The organism is Thiohalobacter sp. COW1 (assembly GCF_016629505.1).
In the GTDB taxonomy this organism is placed as follows: domain Bacteria; phylum Pseudomonadota; class Gammaproteobacteria; order Thiohalobacterales; family Thiohalobacteraceae; genus Thiohalobacter; species Thiohalobacter thiocyanaticus_A.
This window is the reverse complement of record NZ_AP024239.1, coordinates 3,500,568-3,523,076: the sequence shown is the minus strand read 5'-3', so window position 1 is coordinate 3,523,076 and position 22,509 is coordinate 3,500,568. Positions and strand designations below refer to the sequence as shown.

Annotated in this window: 21 protein-coding genes; 7 read left to right on the top strand and 14 right to left on the bottom strand. The window is 67.4% G+C overall.

All coding sequences use genetic code 11. The annotated features are described in order from the left end of the window. Positions 1–129: 129 nt before the first annotated feature. From COW1_RS16745 to COW1_RS16690, 12 genes are all read right to left on the bottom strand, one after another. On the bottom strand, positions 130–1,443 hold the full coding sequence (locus tag COW1_RS16745) for an adenylosuccinate synthase (protein WP_201344909.1): 1,314 nt from the start codon (positions 1,441–1,443) through the stop codon (positions 130–132). Positions 1,444–1,583: 140 nt separating this feature from the next. Beyond that, positions 1,584–2,762 carry an ATP phosphoribosyltransferase regulatory subunit gene (locus COW1_RS16740; RefSeq protein ID WP_201344907.1) on the bottom strand — a complete coding sequence of 393 codons (1,179 nt, stop codon included), beginning with the start codon at positions 2,760–2,762 and terminating at the stop codon, positions 1,584–1,586. Positions 2,763–2,913: 151 nt separating this feature from the next. Then, complete coding sequence (locus tag COW1_RS16735; RefSeq protein WP_201344905.1) at positions 2,914–3,099, bottom strand: DUF2065 domain-containing protein; 186 nt, start codon at positions 3,097–3,099, stop codon at positions 2,914–2,916. A gap of 59 nt (positions 3,100–3,158) precedes the next feature. Then, complete coding sequence (gene hflC / locus COW1_RS16730) at positions 3,159–4,031, bottom strand: protease modulator HflC (protein ID WP_197702953.1); 873 nt, start codon at positions 4,029–4,031, stop codon at positions 3,159–3,161. Further along, the gene (gene hflK, locus COW1_RS16725; protein WP_096366917.1) at positions 4,031–5,179 is read right to left on the bottom strand and encodes an FtsH protease activity modulator HflK; all 1,149 of its coding nucleotides are present in this window, start codon (positions 5,177–5,179) and stop codon (positions 4,031–4,033) included. Before hflK ends, hflC begins: the two co-directional genes overlap by 1 nt. Positions 5,180–5,325: 146 nt before the next feature. Further along, positions 5,326–6,645, bottom strand: a complete 1,320-nt coding sequence (hflX, locus tag COW1_RS16720; RefSeq protein WP_201344903.1) for a ribosome rescue GTPase HflX — start codon at positions 6,643–6,645, stop codon at positions 5,326–5,328. A 29-nt stretch (positions 6,646–6,674) separates the two neighbouring features. Beyond that, a complete protein-coding gene (gene hfq / locus COW1_RS16715) occupies positions 6,675–6,944 on the bottom strand; it encodes an RNA chaperone Hfq (RefSeq protein WP_096366919.1) in 270 nt (89 codons plus the stop codon). Positions 6,945–7,135: 191 nt separating this feature from the next. Next, positions 7,136–8,083: a tRNA (adenosine(37)-N6)-dimethylallyltransferase MiaA gene (gene miaA / locus COW1_RS16710; RefSeq protein WP_370590875.1), complete on the bottom strand. Its 948-nt coding sequence runs from the start codon at positions 8,081–8,083 to the stop codon at positions 7,136–7,138. A gap of 5 nt (positions 8,084–8,088) precedes the next feature. Next, the gene (gene mutL, locus COW1_RS16705; RefSeq protein ID WP_201344901.1) at positions 8,089–9,900 is read right to left on the bottom strand and encodes a DNA mismatch repair endonuclease MutL; all 1,812 of its coding nucleotides are present in this window, start codon (positions 9,898–9,900) and stop codon (positions 8,089–8,091) included. Between the two features lie 140 nt (positions 9,901–10,040). After that, the gene (locus COW1_RS16700) at positions 10,041–11,348 is read right to left on the bottom strand and encodes an N-acetylmuramoyl-L-alanine amidase (protein WP_201344899.1); all 1,308 of its coding nucleotides are present in this window, start codon (positions 11,346–11,348) and stop codon (positions 10,041–10,043) included. Between the two features lie 165 nt (positions 11,349–11,513). Continuing rightward, entirely contained in the window at positions 11,514–11,978 is a 465-nt protein-coding gene (gene tsaE, locus COW1_RS16695) for a tRNA (adenosine(37)-N6)-threonylcarbamoyltransferase complex ATPase subunit type 1 TsaE (protein WP_096366923.1), read from the bottom strand. After that, positions 11,962–13,464 (bottom strand): NAD(P)H-hydrate dehydratase, encoded by a 1,503-nt coding sequence (locus COW1_RS16690; RefSeq protein ID WP_201344898.1) that lies wholly within the window; start codon positions 13,462–13,464, stop codon positions 11,962–11,964. Before COW1_RS16690 ends, tsaE begins: the two co-directional genes overlap by 17 nt. A 390-nt stretch (positions 13,465–13,854) precedes the next feature. Between COW1_RS16690 and queG the strand changes: the two genes are divergently transcribed. Further along, positions 13,855–14,943 carry a tRNA epoxyqueuosine(34) reductase QueG gene (gene queG / locus COW1_RS16685; protein ID WP_201344896.1) on the top strand — a complete coding sequence of 363 codons (1,089 nt, stop codon included), beginning with the start codon at positions 13,855–13,857 and terminating at the stop codon, positions 14,941–14,943. A 289-nt stretch (positions 14,944–15,232) separates the two neighbouring features. Beyond that, entirely contained in the window at positions 15,233–16,540 is a 1,308-nt protein-coding gene (yegQ, locus tag COW1_RS16680) for a tRNA 5-hydroxyuridine modification protein YegQ (protein ID WP_201344894.1), read from the top strand. Between the two features lie 235 nt (positions 16,541–16,775). Here the strand turns inward: yegQ and rsmI are convergent, their stop codons facing one another. Further along, positions 16,776–17,630, bottom strand: a complete 855-nt coding sequence (rsmI, locus tag COW1_RS16675) for a 16S rRNA (cytidine(1402)-2'-O)-methyltransferase (RefSeq protein ID WP_201344892.1) — start codon at positions 17,628–17,630, stop codon at positions 16,776–16,778. A gap of 197 nt (positions 17,631–17,827) precedes the next feature. Here rsmI and COW1_RS16670 point away from each other — a divergent pair, with 197 nt between their 5' ends. The 5 genes from COW1_RS16670 to COW1_RS16650 all read left to right on the top strand — a co-directional run bounded on the left by COW1_RS16670 (position 17,828) and on the right by COW1_RS16650 (position 21,723). Next, the gene (locus COW1_RS16670) at positions 17,828–19,888 is read left to right on the top strand and encodes a penicillin-binding protein activator (protein ID WP_201344890.1); all 2,061 of its coding nucleotides are present in this window, start codon (positions 17,828–17,830) and stop codon (positions 19,886–19,888) included. Beyond that, positions 19,788–20,174: a YraN family protein gene (locus COW1_RS16665; RefSeq protein ID WP_242466455.1), complete on the top strand. Its 387-nt coding sequence runs from the start codon at positions 19,788–19,790 to the stop codon at positions 20,172–20,174. Before COW1_RS16670 ends, COW1_RS16665 begins: the two co-directional genes overlap by 101 nt. A gap of 23 nt (positions 20,175–20,197) precedes the next feature. Beyond that, the gene (locus tag COW1_RS16660) at positions 20,198–20,794 is read left to right on the top strand and encodes an SIS domain-containing protein (RefSeq protein ID WP_201344885.1); all 597 of its coding nucleotides are present in this window, start codon (positions 20,198–20,200) and stop codon (positions 20,792–20,794) included. A gap of 1 nt (position 20,795) precedes the next feature. After that, entirely contained in the window at positions 20,796–21,380 is a 585-nt protein-coding gene (locus tag COW1_RS16655) for a BON domain-containing protein (protein WP_201344883.1), read from the top strand. Positions 21,381–21,567: 187 nt separating this feature from the next. Beyond that, a complete protein-coding gene (locus COW1_RS16650) occupies positions 21,568–21,723 on the top strand; it encodes a hypothetical protein (protein ID WP_201344881.1) in 156 nt (51 codons plus the stop codon). 3 nt (positions 21,724–21,726) lie between these two features. On the opposite strand, the gene COW1_RS16645 is transcribed toward COW1_RS16650, so the two are convergent. Next, positions 21,727–22,491 (bottom strand): EAL domain-containing protein, encoded by a 765-nt coding sequence (locus COW1_RS16645; protein ID WP_201344880.1) that lies wholly within the window; start codon positions 22,489–22,491, stop codon positions 21,727–21,729. Positions 22,492–22,509 lie beyond the last annotated feature (18 nt).

The window sequence follows — 22,509 nt, the reverse complement described above, 5'->3', positions numbered from 1 at the left end:
CGTGGCGGCAAGTATAGTCCGTAGGTCGGATTAGCACGCAGTGCGTAATCCGACACATACCGCGGCATGTCGGGTTACGCTCTGCCAACCCGACCCACACAACAACTGCCGGCGAAGCGTGGGCCTGCCTCAGACATCATAGGGGTGACGCAGGATGACGTTTTCGTTGCGCTCCGGGCCGGTGGAGACAATGTCCACCGGCACTTCCACCACTTCCTCGATGCGCCTGATATAGGCGCGGGCAGCGGCCGGCAGCTTATCGAAGTCGCGCACGCCGACGGTGGAGTCCTTCCAGCCGGGCATGTCCTCGTAGATCGGTTCGCAGCGGGCGTAGGCCTCGGCGCCGACCGGCGGGGTCAGGCGCTCGACGCCGTCATAGCGATAGCCGACACAGATGCGCAGCAGATCCAGCCCGTCCAGCACATCCAGCTTGGTCAGGCACAGACCGCTGACGCTGTTGATCTGAATGGCGCGACGCAGGGCCACGGCGTCGAACCAGCCGCAGCGCCGCGGCCGGCCGGTGGTGGAACCGAACTCATGGCCCTGGCGCGCCATGTGGGCGCCGGTCTCGTCCATCAGCTCGACGCCGTCGTAGAGTTCGGTCGGGAAGGGCCCGGCGCCGACGCGGGTGGTATAGGCCTTGGTGATGCCGAGCACATAGTCGATATTGCGCGGCCCCACCCCGCTGCCGGTGCAGGCGCCGCCGGCGGTGGTATTGCTCGAGGTCACATAGGGATAGGTCCCGTGGTCGATGTCGAGCAACGCCCCCTGGGCGCCCTCGAACATGACATTGCCGCCGTCGCGGCGCACCTGATCGAGAATCTCGGGTACATCGCCGATCATGGGCTGCAGCAGCTCGGCCATCTCCAGGGTGTGATCCAGGACCTGCTGGAAGTCCACCGGCTCGGTCTTGAAATAATGCTGCAGGGCGAAGTTGTGATAGTCCATCACCTCGCCCAGGCGCGCGGCCAGATGCTCGCGCGAGAAGATCTCGCCCAGCTTCAGGCCGCGCCGGGATATCTTGTCCTCGTAGGCGGGGCCGATGCCGCGCCCGGTGGTGCCGATGGCCTTCTTGCCGCGCGCCTGTTCACGGGCGTGATCCAGCGCCACGTGATAGGGCAGGATCAGGGTGCAGGCCTCGCTGATGCGCAGCCGCTCGCGGGCCGGCACGCCGCGCGCCTCCAGCATATCGATCTCCTCCTTCAGGGCATCGGGGGACAGCACCACGCCGTTGCCGATCAGGCACTGGACCTTCTCGCGCAGGATCCCGGAAGGAATCAGGTGCAACACCGTCTTCTCGCCTTCGATCACCAGCGTATGACCGGCATTGTGCCCGCCCTGGAACCGTACCACGGCAGCGGCGCGATCAGTCAGCAGATCCACGATCTTGCCCTTGCCCTCGTCGCCCCACTGAGTGCCAATTACAACGACATTCTTACCCATTATGCTTCTCTCTGCCCTGAACGGTACTTAACTTTAGTCACGTCATTCCCGCGAAGGCGGGAATCCAGTGTCCGGTAGATCAACTACGCGCTGGATCCCCGCCTTCGCGGGGATGACGGTAAGGAAATAATCAATGCGTTCTATAAGTTCCGGACTTCCCAGACTCCGTCCCGCAACTCCAACCGGCGGTCGCAGCCAAGCGCCTGTGCCCCGCCGGCCTCACCGGGCAGCCCCTGGATCACCCGCTCGCCCTGGCTGCGCAATTCACGCACCCGGTCGTTCAGGCCGGAATCGCCATCGGCCGGCGCGTAGATCGCCCCGTCGGAAGCCGCCGCTGTCCGACCCAGCGCCATCAGGGTCTTCAGATCGGCACTGAAGCCGGTGGCCGGCCGGGCCCGGCCGAAGATCTCGCCTATTTTGTCATAGCGCCCGCCGCGCGCCACCTCCTGGCCGCAGCCGGGGGTGAAGGCGGCGAACACCACGCCGGTCTGGTAGGCATAGCCCCTGAGCTCGGCCAGATCGTAGTTGACCGGCAACTCCGGCCAGCGCGAGTGCACGGCCTCGCCGATCGCGGCCAGATTGTCGACCGCCTCCTGCACCGGCGCAATATCCCGATACCGTTCGCGCGCCGCATCCAGCACCTCGCGCCCGCCGTGCAGTTCGGCCAGGCGGGCAAAGCCCTCGCGCTGTGCCGCATTGAGGTCCATGTCGCCGAGCAGCCCCTCGATCTCCGGGATGGCCTTGCGCTGCAGCACGTCGAACAGGTCGGTTTCGGCCTCGCCGTCCAGGCCCGCGGCACGAGCCAGGCCACGAAAGATACCCACGTGGCCGAGGTCCATATGCACCGTCTCGATGCCGGTCAGGCGCAGCGTCTCCAGCATCAGGCCGATGATCTCGAGATCGCTTTCCATGCCGGCATGCCCGAACAGCTCCGCACCGACCTGCAGCGGGGAGCGGGAGCCGGCGAAGCCGTCCGGACGGGTGTGCAGCACCGTGCCGAGGTAGCACAGCCGGGTCGGCGCCTCGCGCTTGAGTGAATGGGCATCGATGCGGGCAGCCTGCGGGGTCATATCGGCACGCAGCCCCAGCAGGCGCCCGCTCTGTTGATCGATCAGCTTGAAGGTCTGCAGGTCCAGGTCGTTGCCGGCGCCGGTCAGCAGGGACTCCAGGAACTCGATCATCGGCGGCATGATCAGCTGATAGCCCCAGCCGCGATAGGTGTCGAGCAGACCGCGGCGCAGCTGCTCGATGCGCCAAGCCTGCTCGGGCAGGACTTCCTCGATGCCTTCAGGCAACAGCCAGTGATTGATCGCGCTCATCTTCGGTTCTAGGTATCAGATAAAAAAATCATTATGACAACGGAAACACATGGACAGAAACAAGATTGGTTCGAGGCATTCCGACGCTTACGACGGGCCGCTTTCCTTCCGTGTCTTTCCGTGTGATTCGTGGCTACAGCGGTTGCAGGACTCAATGCACCCAGTACAGCAGCGTCAGGCCGATCAGCATGCTCGCCAGCCCGGCCAGACGCAGGCCGCGGTCGTCCAGCTGGATCATGCTGACCAGCGTACGCCGGAATCCGTCAGGACTGAGAAAGGGCAGCACCCCCTCGATGACCAGCATCAGCGCCAGCGCGATCAGCAGTTCGTTCCACATGACGGTTCAATCCATCCGACCGGCGCGGGACCCGGCACGCCGTGCGCCCGGGCCCGCGTTCAGCGGCCCTGGGTACCGCCCGAGAAGTACTGGAAGAATTCCGAATCCGGCTGCAGCAGCAGGATGTCCTGCTTGCTGGCAAAGGACTCGCGGTAGGCCTGCATGCTGCGATAGAAGTCGAAGAAATCCTCGTCCTGGGAGAAGGCATCGGCATAGATCTGGGTGGCCTGGGCATCCCCGGCACCGCGGATCTCCTCGGCCTGGCGGCGGGAGTCGGCCAGCAGCTCGGTGCGCTGGCGGTCGGCCCGGGCACGGATGATACGCGCGGCCTTCTCGCCCTCGGCCCGGTGTTCCTTGGCGATGCGTTCACGCTCGGCGCGCATGCGGTCGAACACCGAGGTGGCGACATTGGGCGGCAGTTCGATCTGCTTGATGCGCACATCGATGATGTCGATGCCGAAGGGCGCCATCTTCTCGTCAGCCTTGGTGGCCACGTTCTGCATGATCTGGGTGCGTTCATCGGACACCACCTCGCGGATGGTGCGGTTGCCGAGTTCGGCCTGCAGACCGTCCTTGATGGTCTGGGCCATGCGCGAGACGGCATCGGACTCGCGGCCACTGAAGGCGCGGTAGTAATCCTCGACCTGCTCGATACGCCACTTGACGTAGTAGTCGATCAGGACGTTCTTCTTCTCACCGGTCAGGATCTGTTCCGGGCGCGAATCCAGGGTCAGTACGCGTGAGTCGAATTTGCGCACATTGTTCACGATGGGAAGCTGGAAATGCAGGCCCGGCTCGAAGTCGGAACGCACGATCTCGCCCAGACGGAACATGATGGCCTTCTCGCGCTCGTCGACGGTGAACAGGGACAGGTAACCCAGCACCAGGGCGATGACCAGGACGATCAATAGCGGAAAACGCATGGCAGCCATTACCTGCCCTCCCTGAGCTGATTGGTACCCGAATTGCCCTGACCCGACGAGGACGGCAGCTGATAGCCGTCGCTGTCATACTGGTTCTGTCCGGACGCAGAGGCCGGGGCACGCCGCAGCAGCTGATCCAGCGGCAGGTACATGATGTTGTTGCCCTGGTCGGCCGGCACCATCACCTTGCTGGTGTTCTGCAGCACGTTCTGGATGCTTTCGATGTACATACGCTTGCGGGTCACGTCGGGGGCCTGCTTGTATTCGGCCAGGGTCTGCAGGAAGCGGCTGGTCTCACCCTGGGCCTGGGAGACCACCTTCTGCTTGTAGGCCTCGGCCTCCTCGATCAGGCCCTGCGCGGTACCCTCGGCCTTGGGGATGATGTCGCGGGCATAGGCCTCGGCGCGTTTCTTCAGCCGGTCCTGGTCCTCGCGCGCCTTGATGGCATCCTCGAATGCACCCTGCACCTCCTGCGGCGGCTGGGCGCTTTCCAGGTTGGCCTTGACCACCTGCAGCCCGGCGCCGTAACGGTCCAGCAGCTTCTGCATGTGTTCCTGGGTCTCGTTGACCAGCACCAGGCGGCCGCCGGTCTCGCTGAGGATATCGTCCAGGGTCTTGGAGCCGACCACCTCGCGCACCGCGCTTTCCAACGCCTCCTTGAGGGTGTAGTCGGCATTGCGCACGTTGAACAGGTAATTCTCGGCGTTGCTGACCTGATACTGCACCGACAGGCCGACCCGGATCAGGTTCTCGTCCTTGGTCAGCATCTGGGCGCTGTGCTGGGTGGTGCGCAGGGCATCGACATTGACCTTGAGTACCGTGTCGATGGGATAAGGCACATGCCAGTGCGGGCCCGGCCCGACCGTCTTCTGGTATTCACCGAAGCGCAGCACGACGCCGCGCTCGGCCTCGTCAACGATGTAGATGCCGGAAGCCAGCCACACCAGCGCCGCCAGGCCGATGATCAGACCGATGCCGAAACCGCCGGCGCCGCGACCAGCGCCACCGCCGCCCGAACCCTTGCGGCCGCCGAACAGGCCGCCGAACTTGTCCTGCATCTTGCGCACGACCTCATCGAGATCGGGCGGACCCTGGTCATTGCCACCTCGTCCGCCCCAGGGGTCCCGATTGCCGCCGCCGGGTTCGTTCCACGCCATGCCGATTATCTCCGTTGCAGGTCGTCGGGCTCGCGCCCGACCGTAGGCTTATCTCGTATTAACAGTCGTTTAGGGGCCGGCTTGCTGCGCGCATGTCACCGCCCGATCCGGTGAACCCTGTCAGCTGAAAACACAAAGCGCTGATTTTATGGGCCATGGCTGACAGTCGCAAGGTTATCCCGCGCGTCTTCCGGGTGTAATTCCTCCGCCAGCCCGGTGCGGGTGCACAGGCGGCGATAATCGCTGCGCGGCATCTGGATCAGCAGCCAGGTCTGGCCGGCGCTGTCGGTCTCTTCACGCTGCACCGCATGGCGCTGAAAGAACTCCGCCCGGGCGCGGCCGGCCTGGGGCGGAAGACAGATCCAGCCGCGCACGATGCCGCCGCTCAGGCGTTCGGCCAGCGCTTCGCGCAGCAGGTCCAGCCCGGCGCCGGTCTGCGCCGAGACCCAGACCGCCCGCGGCCGACCCTCGCCGTCGCGCTCCAGCCGCGGCGCCAGCCCGGCCAGATCGATCTTGTTGTAGACCCGCAGCTGCGGCACCTCACCGGCCTCGATCTCGGCCAGCACCGCATCGACCTCCTCGATGCGCTCGCGGCTCGCCTCGTCGTGCACGTCGACCACATGCAGCAGCAGGTCGGCCTCGCGCGTCTCTTCGAGCGTCGAACGGAAGGCGGCCACCAGATCGTGCGGCAGGTGGCGGATGAAGCCGACGGTGTCGGCCAGCAGCGCCTCGCCCAGCCCCGGCAGTTCCACCCGACGCAGGGTGGGGTCCAGGGTGGCGAACAACTGGTCGGCGGCATACACCTCAGCGGTGGTCAGGGCGTTGAACAGGGTCGACTTGCCGGCGTTGGTGTAGCCGACCAGCGACACCGTGGGCACCTCGGCGCGGTCGCGGGCACGCCGGCCCTGGGCGCGCTGCCGCTGCACCTTGTCCAGGCGCCGGCTGAGCTGCTTGATGCGCTCGCCCAGCAGGCGGCGGTCGGTCTCCAGCTGGGTCTCGCCGGGACCTCTGAGACCGATACCGCCCTTCTGCCGCTCCAGGTGGGTCCAGCCGCGCACCAGCCGGGTGGACAGATGCCGCAACTGGGCCAGTTCCACCTGCAGCTTGCCTTCGTGGGAACGGGCGCGCTGGGCGAAGATATCCAGGATCAGGCCGGTGCGGTCCAGCACCCGGCATTTGAGCAGCTGCTCCAGGTTGCGCTCCTGGCTGGGGCTCAGCGCATGATTGAACAGTACCAGTTCGGCCGCCTCGGCCTCGACCCGCTCGCGGATCTCCTCGGCCTTGCCGGTGCCGACGAAATACTTGGGATGGGGGCTGCCGCGGGTGGCGGTGACGACACCCAGCACCTCGGCGCCGGCCGAGCGGGCCAGTTCCTCGAATTCGTGGATATCTTCCTGGTCTTTGTCCTGGGGGAGGAAAAGATGAACCAGCAGCGCGCGTTCGCCGAGGCGGGGGCGTTCAAACAAGGAACGCACCCCGCAGGACGCTGTGACAGTCAGACATTCCCGGGTTCAGGTCCTTCATCGGCCGCCGGGCTGTTGCCGCCGTTGTTGCTGAACCGGACATTGCGGGCCGGCACCACGGTGGAGATGGCATGCTTGTAGACCATCTGGCTGACGCTGTTCTTGAGCAGCACCACGAACTGATCGAAGGATTCGATCTGGCCCTGCAGCTTGATGCCGTTGACCAGATAGATGGAGACCGGCACCCGCTCCTTGCGCAGGGTGTTGAGGAAAGGTTCCTGAAGTGATTGACCACGCGACATCTGATTTCTCCTTTTTTTCTAATTATGCCAGCCAGGACTGCTGCTGTTCTGTCTCATTGTCTTCGAGCCCCCGGACGACCGGGGAAGGTGAGGCATATTCATACGCTGAATACAGACCTAAGCATAGCGATAATAGTGCGATTTCACAATCGGTATCGATAGTTGTAACTGTATATCTGATTTAACTTTTTTCAAATCCAGCCGGACAGTTCCTGCGTCACCCGCGACAGCATTCGGGCGGCATATCCAGGCCGGTCGGCAGCATAGCGGTGCGCGTCGCGCTCGCCCCGCAGCCAGGTCAGCTGGCGCTTGGCGTACTGACGCGTGGCATACACGCCCCGTAGACGCATCTCCGCATAATCATATTCCCCCGCCAGGTACTGCCGGACCTGGCGATAGCCGACAGCGCGCATTGACGGCATCTGCGGGCTTAGATCACCACGGCGGCACAAATGTTCCACCTCCTCGACAAATCCGGCGGCCAGCATGGCGTCGAAGCGGCGTTCGACGCGGGCGTGCAACCAGCCCCGGTCCTGCGGCTCGAGCACCAGCTTCAGCCAGTTCGGGCGGCCCGGCGGGGACTGCTCCCGGTGGAAGGCGCTCAGCGGCCGGCCGGTCAGGGCATGCACCTCCAGCGCGCGCTGCAGGCGCTGGGGATCGTTGGGATGGATGCGGGCGGCGGCCTCCGGGTCGACCGCGGCCAGGCGGGCATGCAGGGCCGCCGGCCCGGCCTCGGCCAGTTCGGCGCTCAGGCGTGCCCGCAGTTCGGGGTCGGCCTCCGGCAGCCAGGCGAGCCCCTGCTCGAGGGCACGGAAATACAGCCCGGTACCGCCAACCAGCAGCGGGATGCGGCCGGCCGCGCGCACGGCCGCCATCTCGCGCCTGGCATCGGTGACGAAGCGGGCGGCGGAATAGGCCTCGGCGGGATCGAGGAAATCGATCAGACGGTGCGGGGCCCGGCGCAGGGTCCCGGCATCGGGCTTGGCGGTGCCGATGTCCATGTCGCGGTAGACCATCACCGAGTCGACGCTGATGATCTCCAGCGGCAGCGCCTCGACCAGGGCCACGGCCAGGTCGGTCTTGCCCACCGCCGTCGGCCCCATCAGACAGACCACGGGCGGTTCCGCTTGCGTACTCACGGGCTTCACTGGCCGCGCAGAAACAGGCGGTCGAGTTCGGCCAGGCTGAACTGCACCCAGGTCGGGCGGCCGTGGTTGCACTGGCCGCTGCGCTCGGTGCGTTCCATGTCGCGCAGCAGGGCATTCATCTCGGCCAGGGTGAGCTGGCGGTTGGCGCGTACCGAACCATGGCAGGCCAGGGTGGAGAGGATGTCGTTCATGGCCTCGCGCAGCCGGGTACTGACGCCGTGCTCCAGCAGATCGGACAATACGTCGCGCACCAGCGCGGCGGCATCGGCGCTCGCCAGCAGGGTCGGCACCTGGCGGACCACCAGCTGCTCCGGCCCCAGCCGGTCCACCTCGAAGCCCAGTTCGCGGAACACCTCGGGGTCGGACTCGGCCAGCGCGGCCTCGCGCTCGCTCACGCTGAGCGTCACCGGCACCAGCAGCGGCTGGGAGCGGATGCCGGTCTCGGACTGCATGACCTTGAGACGCTCATAGGTGATGCGTTCGTGCGCGGCGTGCATGTCCACCAGTACCAGGCCGCAGGCGTTCTGGGCCAGGATATAGACGCCGTGCAGCTGGGCCAGGGCGTAACCCAACGGCGGCGTCTCGGCGGCCTCCGTTTCCGCTGCCGCCGCATCCGCGGCCTGCGGCGCCGGCGCGAGCGCGGACGGGGCGGGATGCAGGGCGGCATAGGCGGCCACCTGCTCGCTCACCGCCAGCGGCATGGCCTGCTGGCGACCGCCGGCCGGCGCGGCCGCGTGTTCCTCGGCGGCAGCCGCCGGTTCGGGCCGCTGCGGCGGGACCGGCGCCTGCGCGGTCTGTTCCCGGCCGGGCCGCAGCCCGGCCAGCGCCTGGTGCAGGGCCTGGAAGATGAAGCCGTGGATGGCGCGGCTGTCGCGGAAGCGCACCTCCGATTTGGCCGGATGCACGTTCACGTCCACCAGCGTCGGATCCAGTTCGAAGTAGAGCACATAGGCCGGATGGCGGCCGTGGTAGAGCACGTCCTGGTAGGCCTGGCGCACGGCGTGGGTGATCAGCTTGTCGCGCACCATGCGGCCGTTGACGAAGAAATACTGCAGGTCGGCCTGGCTGCGGGAGAAGGTCGGCAGGCCGACCCAGCCGCTCAGGCGCAGCCCGCCGCTCTGCTGGCTGACGTGCAGGCTGTGGTCGACGAAGGGCGCGCCGCACAGCCGGGCCAGGCGTCGGGCGCCCTCCTCCTGCGTGGCCGCCGGCGGCAGCCGGAACACCTGTTTGCGATTGTGGCGCAGGGTCAGGCCGACCGAGAACCGGCTCATGGCCAGGCGCCGCACCACGTCCTCGATATGCTTGTATTCGGTGGCATCGGTGCGCAGGAACTTGCGCCGCGCCGGGGTGTTGAAGAACAGTTCGCGCACCTCGACGCTGGTGCCGACCGGATGCGGCGCCGGGCGCGGCGTCTCGACCCGGTCGGAACCGTCGGCCGCGACCGTCCAGCCGGTCTCGGCGTCCGCCGCGCGCGAGGTCAGGCTCAGGCGCGAGACCGAGGCGATGCTGGGCAGGGCCTCGCCGCGAAAGCCCAGCGAGGCGACCTGCTCCAGTTCCTCCAGGCTGGCGATCTTGCTGGTGGCATGGCGCGACAGGGCCAGCGCCAGTTGGTCCTGCGGGATGCCGGTGCCGTCGTCGCGCACCCGCAGCAGGCGCTTGCCGCCCTGCTCCACATCGATCTCGATCTGGCGGGCGCCGGCATCGAGACTGTTCTCCAGCAGTTCCTTGATCACCGAGGCCGGCCGCTCCACCACCTCGCCGGCGGCGATCTGGTTGATGAGTTGCGGGGACAGCAGGCGGATGGACATGCCGTCAGTTTATCAGAGCCGCGGCAGGACCCGTAGGATGGGTGAAGCGCAGCGCAACCCATCGTTGGAAGAGGCAGGAGCGGGGCGAGCCGATGGGTTACGGCGGCAAGCGCCTCCACCCATCCTACCCGATCGCCGGGTCAGCCCTCGCCGGCGCCGGGGATGCGCAGGGTCTGGCCGACGTAGACCCGGTCGGAGTTAAGACCGTTGGTCGCACGCAGCGCCCGCAGGCTGACGTTGTAGCGGCTGGCGATCTCGCTCAGGGTGTCGCCGCGGCGGATCACATGCTCGCGCGGATTGTGCATGGCGACATAGGTGCCGGGCGGCGGGTTGCTGTAGAAGTAGTTGCGGATGCCGGCGAGCATGGCCCGGGCCAGCTTGTCCTGGTGCGAGGCCTGTTTGAGCTTGCGCTCCTCGCTCGGGTTGGAGATGAAGGCGGTCTCGACCAGGATGGAGGGGATGTCCGGCGACTTCAGCACCACGAAGCCGGCCTGCTGGACGTGGTCCTTGTGCACCTTGCCGACCTGCTTCAGGCCCTGCAGCACATTGTCCGCCACCTCCAGACTGGCCTCGATACTGGCTGACTGCGACAGATCCAGAATCACCGAGCGCAGCAGTTCGTCCTTGTCGTTGAGGCTCACCCCGCCGGCCAGATCGGCGGCGTTCTCCGACTGCGCCAGGATGCGCGCCATCTCGGAACTGGCGCCGCGCCGGGACAGGACATAGACCGAGGAGCCCTGCACCCGGCGGTCGCGGAAGGCATCGGCGTGGATGGAGACGAACAGGTCGGCATCGTGGTCGCGGGCAATGTCCATGCGCTGGCGCAGGGACAGGAAGCGGTCGCCGTCCCGGGTCATGATGGCACGCATCCCCGGTTCCTGATCGATATGCCGCGCCAGCCGGCGGGCGATCTCGAGCACGACCTGCTTCTCGTTGGTGCCGTGGCTGCCGCGCGCGCCCGGGTCCTTGCCGCCATGGCCGGGGTCGACGGCGATGACCAGGTCACGCGGGGCGCGGATCTGATCGACGGACTTGGTCGGACGTTCGGGGGCGCGGCGCGCCTGCCCCGGGGTTTCCAGGTCCACCACCAGCCGGTGGCCGGACTGCTGATCGGGCTTGAGCAGGAAGCTTCTGGGTTTGATCGGACCGCTCAGGTCGATCACCAGGCGCAGGTCGCGGCCGTTGCGAACGCCGTGACGCAGGTTGCGGATCGGCCCGCTGGCGGCGTCATCAAGATTGTCCGCACGCAGGCGGGCCCCTTCGAGATCGACCACCACACGGTCGGGGGCGCTGAGGGTGAACAGCTTGTGTTCGACCGGGGCATCCAGGTCCAGCACCAGGCGGGTACGCTCCGCATCCGCCCAGACGCGCACATCGGTCACCTCGGCGGCACCGACCCAGAGAGCGGTCAGCCACCCCAGTAGCAGGAATCCGAATCGGCTTGTCATCCGCATGCTGCTGTCCCTCCCCGGCCGCTTGCGGGTGATATTCCCTTTGAATTTAACCCGCACAGCGGCGAAATTCAAGTGTTTTTCTTTCCATATCGAGGGGATATAGGGCAAACCTGTGAAACCGGTCTAAGGCATTGGGACAGCATCCGGCGGATTCCGGACTCACATGGCCGCATCGAGCCCGGATTCCAGTTCCGCGCGCCGCGCCGGGCCGGGTTCCAGCCACAGTCGCCGGCCCGCCGGGAGGTGCTCGATGCGGATCAGCAGATCGGGCGGCGGCAGCAACCCGGCCCCGCGCTCCGGCCACTCGATCAGGCTGGTCACGCCCGGGTCGAACAGGTCGCGGATTCCGAGAAATTCCAATTCCTCGGGATCGGCCAGGCGGTACAGATCCAGGTGGTAGAGTTGGCGCTCACCGATCCGGTAGGGCTCGATCAGGGTGTAGGTCGGGCTCTTGACCCTGCCGCTGTGACCGAGACCGCGCAGGAAGCCACGCACCAGGGTGGTCTTGCCGGCGCCCAGATCCCCCTGCAGATGGATCTGCAGCCCGGGCGGCAGCGCCTGCGCCAGGCGCGCGCCGAAGGCCTCCATGGCGGCCTCGCCGTCGAGTTCAATCGTGCGCGGCATGGTGATCCTGTCCGGGATTGACCAGGGCGCGCAGCGGTGTGAGCAGATCGCCGGCCAGCAGCCCGCGCTCGCCGTCGCGGGCGGCCCGGTCAGCGGCGGCGGCATGCAGGACGGCCCCGGCCACCGTGGCCTCGGCCGGGGTCAGGCCCTGGGCGCGCAGGCCGGCGATCACACCGGTCAGTACATCGCCCATGCCGCCGCTGGCCATGCCCGGGTTGCCGCCGGCAGCGATCCAGACGACCGCGCCGTCACAGACCAGGCTGCCCGCCCCCTTGAGCAGCACCACACCGCCATAGCGTTGCTGCAGTTGCTGCACCGCGGCCACCCGATCGGCCTCGACCGCGGCGGTGTCCGTCCCGAGCAGGCGCGCGGCCTCGCCGGGGTGCGGCGTGAGGACCCAGTCGTCGCGGCGCAGCGGCGCGGCCGCCAGCAGGTTGAGGGCATCGGCATCCAGCACCAGCGGCTGCTCGGCCCGCAGCAGCCGCTCGAACAGCGCCCGGCTCCAGCGGCCCTGGCCCAGCCCCGGCCCCAGCCCGATCACGCTGGCGCGTTCCAGCAGCGGTTCCAGGTCCGGCGCTCCGTCCACGCCGGCCGCCATCAGTTCCGGTCGGGCCGCCAGCACGGCAGCGACATGACCGGGATCGGTGGCCACACTGACCAGCCCCGCCCCCACCCGGGCCGCGGCCTCGCCGGCCAGACGCGCCGCCCCGCCCATGCCGGGCCGGCCGCCGACGATCAGCACATGGCCGAACGCCCCCTTGTGCGCCGTGCGCGACCGCGGCGCCAGCCGGGCCGCGGCCTGGTCATATCCGGCCAGCCAGGCCTGCGGCGGCATATCCGCGGCGAGATCGGCCGGCAGTTCCAGCCCGGCGAAAACCACCTCGCCGACATGGTCCGCCGCCTGGCCGGTGTAGAGCCCGAGCTTGCGGCCGATGAAGGTCACGGTCAGGGCGGCGCGGACAGCCGTGCCCAGCACCCGGCCGGTGTCGGCGGCCAGGCCCGAGGGGATGTCCAGCGCCAGCACCGGCACCCCGCTGGCATTGACCGCTTCGATGGCCGCGGCCCAGTCGCCTGCGACCTCGCGCTGCAGCCCGGTGCCCAGCAGACCGTCGACAATCACCTCACAGGCAGTGAGCCGCCCCGGCTCGAAGGGGGCGACGCTCACCCCGGCATCGACCGCATCCTGCCAGGCGGTGCGGGCAGCGCCCTGCAGCCGCGCGGGATCGGCCAGCCAGCCCACGCTGGCATACCAGCCCTCCGCCCGCGCCAGCCGCGCCAGCACATAGCCGTCGCCGGCATTGTTGCCGGCGCCGCACAGCACATGCACCCGCCGCGCCTCCGGCCAGTGCCGGCGCAGCGCCGCAAAGGCGGCCGCGCCGGCGCGCGTCATCAGCTCATGGCCGGGCACGCCGCGCTGCTCGATGGCGAGGCGGTCCAGTTCGCGCACCTGGGCGGCGCTGTACAGAGGTTCACAACCGGTTTGCATATCCACCTGACCCGCGGGTTAGACTGAATGGTCACGAAATCCACGAAACCCACTAAAAATCATGGCCAGAAGCAACTCAGGGATGCATGGCACTTAACTTGAGCCGACTATTACCGTCATCCCGGCGCAGGCCGGGATCCAGGGACCGCGGCGGCAACTGTATCGCGACCGCAGCCTGCACTGGCGCAGGCCGGGCCCGGAATGACGGGACGCGATTAATTCCACCATCCACTGCGATAATCGCGTTAAGTTAAAGGGATGTGCCTGTCATTGCCAGGCTTGCAGAGCCCGGCCGTGAATACAGTCTGAATTTTCGTGGATTTCGTGGGTTTCGTGGCTATCATTACGTCGCCATCATATGACAAGCCCAGCATACCCGCATCCCCGCCCATGTCCGTCACTCCCGCGATTACCGACCTCGACCAGCTTGCCCGCGACATCAAGTCCTGGGGCGCGGAACTGGGCTTCGACCGCATCGGCATCACCGGCACCGACCTGTCCGAGGCCGAGACGCACCTGCTGAACTGGCTGGCCGCCGGCCGCCACGGCGAGATGGACTACATGGCCCGTCACGGCACCCGCCGCAGCCGGCCGGCCGAACTCGAACCCGGCACCCTGCGGGTGATCTCGGCGCGCCTGAACTACTGGCCCGACGCGGCCGATGCCGACAGCGTGCTGCAGTCGCCGGCGCAAGCCTTCATTTCCCGCTATGCCCTGGGCCGCGACTATCACAAGCTGCTGCGCAAGCGGCTGCAGAAACTCGCGCAACGCATCGAGCAGGCGATCGGCCCGTTCGGCTACCGCGCCTTCACCGACAGCGCGCCGGTGCTGGAAAAGGCCCTGGCCGAACAGGCCGGCCTGGGCTGGATCGGCAAGCACACCAACCTGATCCACAAGCAGACCGGCTCCTGGTTCTTTCTGGGCGAGCTCTACACCGACCTGCCGCTGCCGGTGGACGCCCCCGGCGACAATCACTGCGGCACCTGCCGCAGCTGCCTCGATGCCTGCCCCACCGGCGCCATCGTCGGCCCCTATGAGCTCGATGCCCGCCTGTGCATCTCCTATCTCACCATCGAGTTGCACGGCCCGATCCCGGTCGAGCTGCGCCCGCTGCTGGGCAACCGCATCTACGGCTGCGACGACTGCCAGCTGGTCTGCCCCTGGAACCGCTTCGCGCAGCTGACGGCGGAGGACGACTTCCAGCCCCGCCACGGCCTGGACACGGCCGGGCTGATCGAATGCTTCGGCTGGGACGAGGCGACCTTTCTCGATCGCACCGAGGGCAGCGCCATCCGCCGCATCGGCCATGAACGCTGGCTGCGCAACATCGCCGTGGCGCTGGGCAATGCGCCGACATCGGCTGAAGTGATCACGGCGCTGCAGGCGCGGTCCGATCATTCCTCGGAGCTGGTGCGCGAGCATGTGGCGTGGGCGCTGTCACGGCATGGCGATAACAACGCACAGGACGCAGCCCGGTAGGTCGGGTTAGCGCAGCGTAACCCGACACAAACGCGGATCCCGTCGGGTTACGCCCTGCGGGCTAACCCGACCTACAAAAACTCCCCGTCATTCCGGCACATGCCCCAATCCAGTGACCGCGGCGGTTTCTGGATCCCGGCCTGCGCCGGGATGACGGCATAAATGCAGAATTCGTTATAAAAACCTCTGCGTCTTTGTACCCATAGGGCATAAACGTCCTCTGCGTGACTCCCGCCCAAGTCGGATAGAGTGCTAGAATTCGCAGCCCATACCCACAGGCCGTCACACCATGAACCGCCCCGAACTACTGGCCCCGGCCGGCACCCTGAACAACCTGCGCTATGCCCTGGCCTTCGGCGCCGACGCTGTCTATGCCGGCATGCCGCGCTACAGCCTGCGGGTACGCAACAACGACTTCAGTCGCCTGGACAACCTGCAGCGCGGCATCGAGACCGCGCACGCCGCTGGCCGGCAGTTCTTTCTGGCCAGCAACGCCCTGCCGCATAACAGCAAGGTGAAGACCTTCATCAAGGATATGGAGCCGGTGGTCGCGCTCGGCCCGGACGCCCTGATCATGGCCGACCCCGGGCTGATCCTGCTGGTGCGCGAGCGCTGGCCGGAACTGCCGATCCACCTGTCGGTGCAGGCCAATACCATGAACTACGCCGCGGTGCGTTTCTGGCAGCAGCTCGGCATCAAACGCATCATCCTGTCGCGCGAGCTGTCGCTGGACGAGGTCGCCGAGATCCGCCAGCAGTGCCCGGACATGGAGTTGGAGGTGTTCGTGCACGGTGCCCTCTGCATCGCCTACTCCGGACGCTGCCTGCTGTCGGGCTATTTCAATCACCGCGACGCCAACCAGGGCACCTGCACCAACGCCTGCCGCTGGGACTACCAGGTCCAAGAGGGCGAACGCGATGCCGCCGGCGACGCCCGGCCGAAAGAGGTGACGCTGAACGATGCGCCGGTGCATTTCATCGAGGAGAAGGAGCGCCCCGGTGAGCTGATGCCGATCGAGGAGGACGAGCACGGCACCTACATCATGAACTCGAAGGACCTGCGCGCCATCGAGCACATCCACCGCCTGGTCGAGATCGGCATCGACAGCCTCAAGATCGAGGGCCGGACCAAGTCGCACTACTATGTCGCCCGCACCGCCCAGGTCTACCGCGCCGCCATCGACGACGCCGTCGCCGGCCGGCCCTTCGACCCCGACCTGCTCAATGCGCTCGACAACCTGGCCAACCGCGGCTACACCGACGGCTTCTACCAGCGTCACGCCGATCAGGACTATCAGAACTATCTGAGCAGCCGCTCCGACCAGGTGCGTCAGCAGTTCGTGGGCGAGATCAGCGGCTACGACCCGGCCAGCGGCCTGGCCGAGGTGGCGGTCAAGAACAAGTTCGGCATCGGCGACGAACTGGAACTGATCCTGCCGCAGGGCAACCGCCGGCTGCGGCTGGATTCAATGCAGGACAGCGGCGGCAACCCGATGCAGGAGGCCCCCGGCGGCGGTTACCGGGTGCGGATTCCGCTGCAGCCGGGGGAGTACGAGTTCGGATTGATTGCGCGGGAGCTGCACGGAGACGCCGCATAGATTTCGAGTAGGATGGGTGGAGCGCAGCGCAACCCATCGCGGCGCGACTGAATGATGGGTTGCGGCGCATGCGCCTTCACCCATCCTACGGGGTACGCGGTAGCCTGCCCGACACCCCGTTATACAGCCCCCAACGCCAGCGCCACAGCCTGTAGGGTGGGTGGAGCACAGCGCAACCCATCGCGGCGGGCCGGAGATGGGTTACGGCGCATTGCGCCTTCACCCATCCTACGCATCATTCAGGCTTGTCGTTTCCGAACTCCAGCGCCAGCTGATACAGGGCGTTCCTGCGCTCGCCGGTGATCTCGGCGGCGATTGCCGCGGCCTGTTTGACCGGCAGCTGTTTGAGCAGGAGCTCCAGGATGCGGCGGGTCTCGGCCGCGTCCTGCCCGGCGGCCGCCTCCGCCCCCTGCACCATCACCACGAACTCGCCCTTGCGGTGGTTGGCATCTGCCTCCAGCCACTGCAGCAGATGCGCCAGGGCCCCGCGCTCGGTCTGTTCGAACCGCTTGGTCAGTTCGCGCGCCAGTACCGCGTGACGCGCATCGCCGAAGGCCGCGGCCATGTCGGCCAGGCAGGCCTGGATCCGATGGCTGGATTCATAGAACACCAGGGTGGCGGTCTCGGCGGCAAGTGCCTGCAGGCGCTCCCGGCGCGCGCCGGCCTTTGCCGGCAGGAAGCCCTCGAAGCGGAAGCGGTCGGTGGGCAGCCCGGACACCGACAGCGCCGCGACCAGGGCGCTGGGGCCGGGCACGGCAAGCACCGCCACCCCCGCCTCGATCGCCGCGCGCACCAGCTGATAGCCCGGATCGCTGACCAGCGGGGTGCCGGCATCCGAGATCAGGGCAATGCGCTGTCCGGCCTGCAGCTGTTCGACCAGACGCGGACTGACCTGCGCCTCGTTGTGCTCATGACAGGACTGCAACGGGGTGCGGATGCCGTAATGCTGCAGCAGCGGCCGTGAATGGCGGGTATCCTCGGCGGCAATCAGATCGACCGTGCGCAGGGTCTCGATCGCCCGCTGACTGAGATCGCCCAGGTTGCCGATCGGCGTGGCCACCACATACAGCACACCGCCCGTCTCACTCATTGTCCTCTCCGCCGCATGCCGGCATCCATTCGATCGTCCCGATAAAGGAGGGTACAATAATCAACCCGGCAATCTGAGGAAACTCTGATCGCGCCGTCATGCCGCCGAAGGCCGGCATGACGAATAGGAAATCGATCAGAACTTGCTCGATATTGAATTGCCGGGTTTATGAGAGAACATCGGAGCCCGCATCCATCGTGACCCCGCTTCCCCGGTCCACTGCCCTCTTCCGGATCCCGCAGTTACTGATCCTTCTCGTCCTGGCCGCACTGGCCGGCTGCGCCGGCCAGCCGCCGCGCGAGGCCCCGGCCCCGGTGGCGGCGCCGGTCACGCTGCCGGCGGCCGAAGCGCGCCTGGCCGCCGGCGACCCGCAGGGGGCGGTGCAGCTCTACCTGCAGGCGGCGGAGACCGCGCCGCCCGAGCGCGCCCTCGACTACCGCCTGCAGGCCGCGGACCTCCTGATCGAATACGGCGAGCTGGAGCAGGCCCGGCTGCTGCTCGACGACATCGCCGCGCTGGCGACCGACCCCCTGACGCGGTTCCGGTTGGATCTGCGCCGCGCGGCCCTGGCGCTGGCCGGGGACGATGCGGCGGCGGCCCTGGCGCAGCTGGAACAGGCCCCGCCCGAGACGGCGAGCCTGGAGCAGCAGCGCCGCCAGCACCGGCTGCGGGCCACGGCCTACGCCCGCCAGAACCATCACCTGGAAAGCGCGCGCGAACGCATCTGGCTCGACGGCCTGCTCGAGGACGCCGCCGAGCGCGAGGCCAATCAGCAGGCCATCATCGCGGCCCTGTCCCGCCTCGACCCCCGGGCCCTGGACATGCTGCGTCCGGCCGCCGACCCGGTGCTCGGCGGCTGGATGGAACTGGTGCAACTGGCCCGCCGTCACCAGAGCGCGCCGGCCGCGCTGGAACAGGCCCTGGGGGACTGGCGTCTGCGCAATCCGCGCCATCCGGTACTGGCCGCCACGCTGGAACGCCTGCAGGCCCAGGTCGCCGAACGCGGCCGCTATCCCGGCCAGGTGGGCGTGATCCTGCCGCTGTCGGGCCGCCTGGGCGAGGCCGGCGAGGCCATCCGCAACGGCCTGCTCGCCGCCCACTACAGCCTGGACACCGTGGACCCGCGGCCGCGGCTGCGGTTCTACGACATCGGCGAGGAACCGGGCCGCGCCTGGTCCCTGTATCAGCAGGCCATCCGCGAGGGCGCGGAATTCGTGATCGGCCCGCTGAGCAAGGAGTCGGTCGCCGAACTGGCCCGCGCCGGGCACCTGGAGGTGCCGGTGCTGGCCCTGAACTGGATCCCCGATACCGACGCCGGCGAACTGCCCGCCAACCTGTTCCAGTTCAGCCTGGCGCCGGAGGACGAGGCGCGACAGGTGGCCGAACGCGCCTTCCACAGCGGCAGGACCCGGGCCCTGGCCCTGGTGCCGGAGGGAACCTGGGGTGAGCGCGTGTTCAGCGCCTTTCTGGAGCGTTGGGAGGCACTGGGCGGCGACCTGCTGGAGGTGCAGTACTACGGCCGCGAGGCCCGCGGCCTGTCGGACCAGGTCCGCACCCTGCTCAACCTGGACGCCAGTCAGACCCGCCGCACCCGGCTGGTGCGGCTGCTGGGCCGCCAGGTGGAGTTCGAACCGCGCCGGCGCCAGGACGCCGAATTCGTCTTCCTGCTGGCCCGGCCCGAGACCGCGCGTCTGCTCCGGCCCCTGTTCCGGTTTCATCACGCCAGCGACCTGCCGCTGTACAGCACCTCGCACAGCTTCACCGGCCACGTCGATCGCGACCGCGACCAGGACATGAACGACATCCGCTTCTGCGATGCCCCCTGGCTGCTCGATCCCGCCTTCGCGCCGCTGCGCACCACCACCGAGCGGCTCTGGCCCGAGGCCAGCCGCCAGTACCCGCGCCTCTACGCCTTCGGCCACGATGCCCTGCACCTGCTGGCCTGGCTGTCCGGTCCCAACCCCGGCGGCCTGACCGGCCCGCACGCCGGCGCCAGCGGCACGCTGAGCCTGGATGCGGACGGCCGCATCCACCGCGATCTGGCCTGGGCCCGGTTCCGGGGCGGCGTCCCGGAGGCGCTGCCGCCCGTCATCCCCGCGCCGGCCACGGAGGCCGGCGCGGTCTCCACTCCCCCACTGCCACTCAAGGATGAGTCCGATGCAGCAACCCCCGACCCATACCCGGGCCCGCGGCCAGGCGGTGGAGCGCTACGTGCTCCGCTACCTGCAGCAGCGGGGACTGAAACTGGTCAGCCGTAACTATCACTGCCGCGCGGGCGAGATCGATCTGATCATGCTCGATGGCGCCAGCCTGGCCTTCATCGAGGTGCGCTACCGCCGCAGCACGCGCTTCGGACACGGCTTTGATACCATTGACCGGCGCAAGCGCCGGCACATCATCCGCAGCGCGGCGCACTTTCTGCTCACCCATCCGCGCCTGGCCGGCTATGCGCCGCGCTTCGACGTGGTCGGAGTGCACGGGGAACTTGCCGGCGGCGCACAGGTCGACTGGTTGGCCAATGCCTTTTCCGCCGATGACGGCTGACGAATACGAATACAGAAAAAACCATGGATCTCTTTGCCCGCATCACCCAGCATTTCAACGACAGCATCCACGCCAAGCAGAGCGCCATGGAAGCGGTTGCCCCCGGCATCGCCCATGCCGCCGAGGCCATGCTGCGGGCGCTGCTCGATGAGCGGCGCATCCTCAGCTGCGGCAGCGGCGCCGCCGCCGTCGAGGCCCAGCGCTTCGCCGCCGCCATGCTCAGCCGCTTCGAACTGGCGCGTCCTGGCCTGCCGGCCATGGCCCTGAACACCGACGGCCCCACGCTGACCGCGATCGCGGAGGACTTCGGGTGGGAGTCGGTTTTTGCCCGCCAGGTCACGGCACTGGGCGCGCCGGGGGATATACTGCTGGCGATCGCCGCCGGCGGCAGCCCGGACGCGATCCTGCAGGCGGTTCATGCCGCCCACGACCGCGACATGACGGTGGTGGCCCTGACCGGCGGCAGCGACGGCGGCGCGCTGCCGGACCTGCTCATCAACCAGGACGTCGAGATCCGGGTGCCGGTCACCTCGGCGGCGCGCATCCGCGAGGTGCACACCCTGATCATCCACTGCCTGTGCGACCTGATCGATTACCAGTTACTGGGACAGGAGAACTGACATGCATGCCCTGAAATCCGTATTCATTGCCGTTGCCGCGTTGTCTGTCCTCAACGGCTGCGCCCCGCTGGTGGTGGGCGGCACCGCCACCGGCGTCGCCGTGGTGCATGACCGGCGCACCGCCGGCACCGTGATCGAGGACCAGTCCATCGAACTCAAGGCCCTGAGCGCCCTGCGCAAGGACGAGGAACTGTACAAGCAGTCCCACCTCAACGTGACCAGCTACAACATGATGGTGCTGCTGTCAGGCGAGACGCCCACCGAGGGCTACAAGCAGCGGGCCGAGCGGATCGTGGCCGGTGTGGAGAAGGTCAGGCGGGTCTACAACGAACTGAGCGTGGCCGCGCCCAGTTCCATGATGACCCGTTCCAGCGACACCCTGATCACCGGCAAGGTCAAAACCAGCCTGTTCAGCATCCGGGGCCTGGAGGGCTTCGACCCGACCCGGGTCAAGGTGGTCACCGAGAACGGCACCGTCTACCTGATGGGACTGCTGACCCGGCGCGAGGGCGACGCCGTCGCCGAAGAGGCGCGCAGCGTCGGCGGGGTGCAGCGCGTGGTGAAGCTGTTCGAGTATATCGACTGAACCCCGGATTGAACCTGTTCTTGCGGCAGGCCGGCGATCGTGGCAATCTCGCTGGCACCAGAGGGAGACAGGGCCGTCAGAGCCCACCAACCCGGCTGCCCGTCAGGGCGGCCCTGCAGCAAGAACTACAATGCACAAATGCGCCTATTGCGGGAATACTCAACCGCCCGTATTGAAAAACATCTGGTTGATACCTGCCACACTGCTGGTCTGGCTGGTTCCCATCGCCTTTCTCAGTCACGGCTACTGGCCCTTTTTCCTGCTGCCCGCGATCGCCCTCACCGTCTGGAGCCTGATCGCGGTCAAGCGCGAATGCGGGCGCTGCGGCCGGCGGTTGATGTAAGCCTCAGTCGCAGGCCGCTGCCGACAATTCAGCCGCCGCTTCGAACGCCGGCCGGGCGTACAGAAACCCCTGCTGCAGCACAATCCCCAGATCCAGCAGCACCTGCTTCTCCTCCAGCGTCTCGATCCCCTCGGCCACCAGGGTGATATCAAGTTCCTGGCAGACACCGGCAATGCCGCGAACGATGGCACGCCGGGCTTTGTCGGCGTGGATGTTGCGCACCAGGACCATATCCAGCTTGACGATGTCGGGCTGGAACTCGGCCAGCATGTTCAGCCCGGAATAACCGGCGCCGAAATCGTCGATCGCGGTCCTGAACCCGAGCCGTTTGTACTCCTCGAAGATGCCGATCAGGTGGGCGTGATCCTGCACCTGCTCGCCCTCCGTGACCTCGAAGATGATCCGTTCCTGCGGAAAACCGTAACGCTGCGCGGCATCCAGGGTGGTCCGGATGCAGGTCTCCGGGCGGTAGATGGCATGCGGCAGGAAATTGATCGACAGCAGACCCTCCAGGCCCAGCTGCGCAGCCAGGCTGATGGCCTTGACCCGGCAGGTCTGATCGAAGCGGTAGCGGTTGCTGTCGTTGACCCGGGCCAGGATCTGCCCGGCGGGTTCCTGATTCAGGCCGCGCACCAGCGCCTCGTGGGCGAATACCCTGCCCTCGCGCAGATCGACGATGGGCTGGAAGGCCATGGTGAAGTCGAATTCGAGCGCCTTGCCTTCGGCGCACTCGCGACAGCCCGGGCGGGAGAGGATTGCTTCATTCATACAACGGTTCTGCCAGAG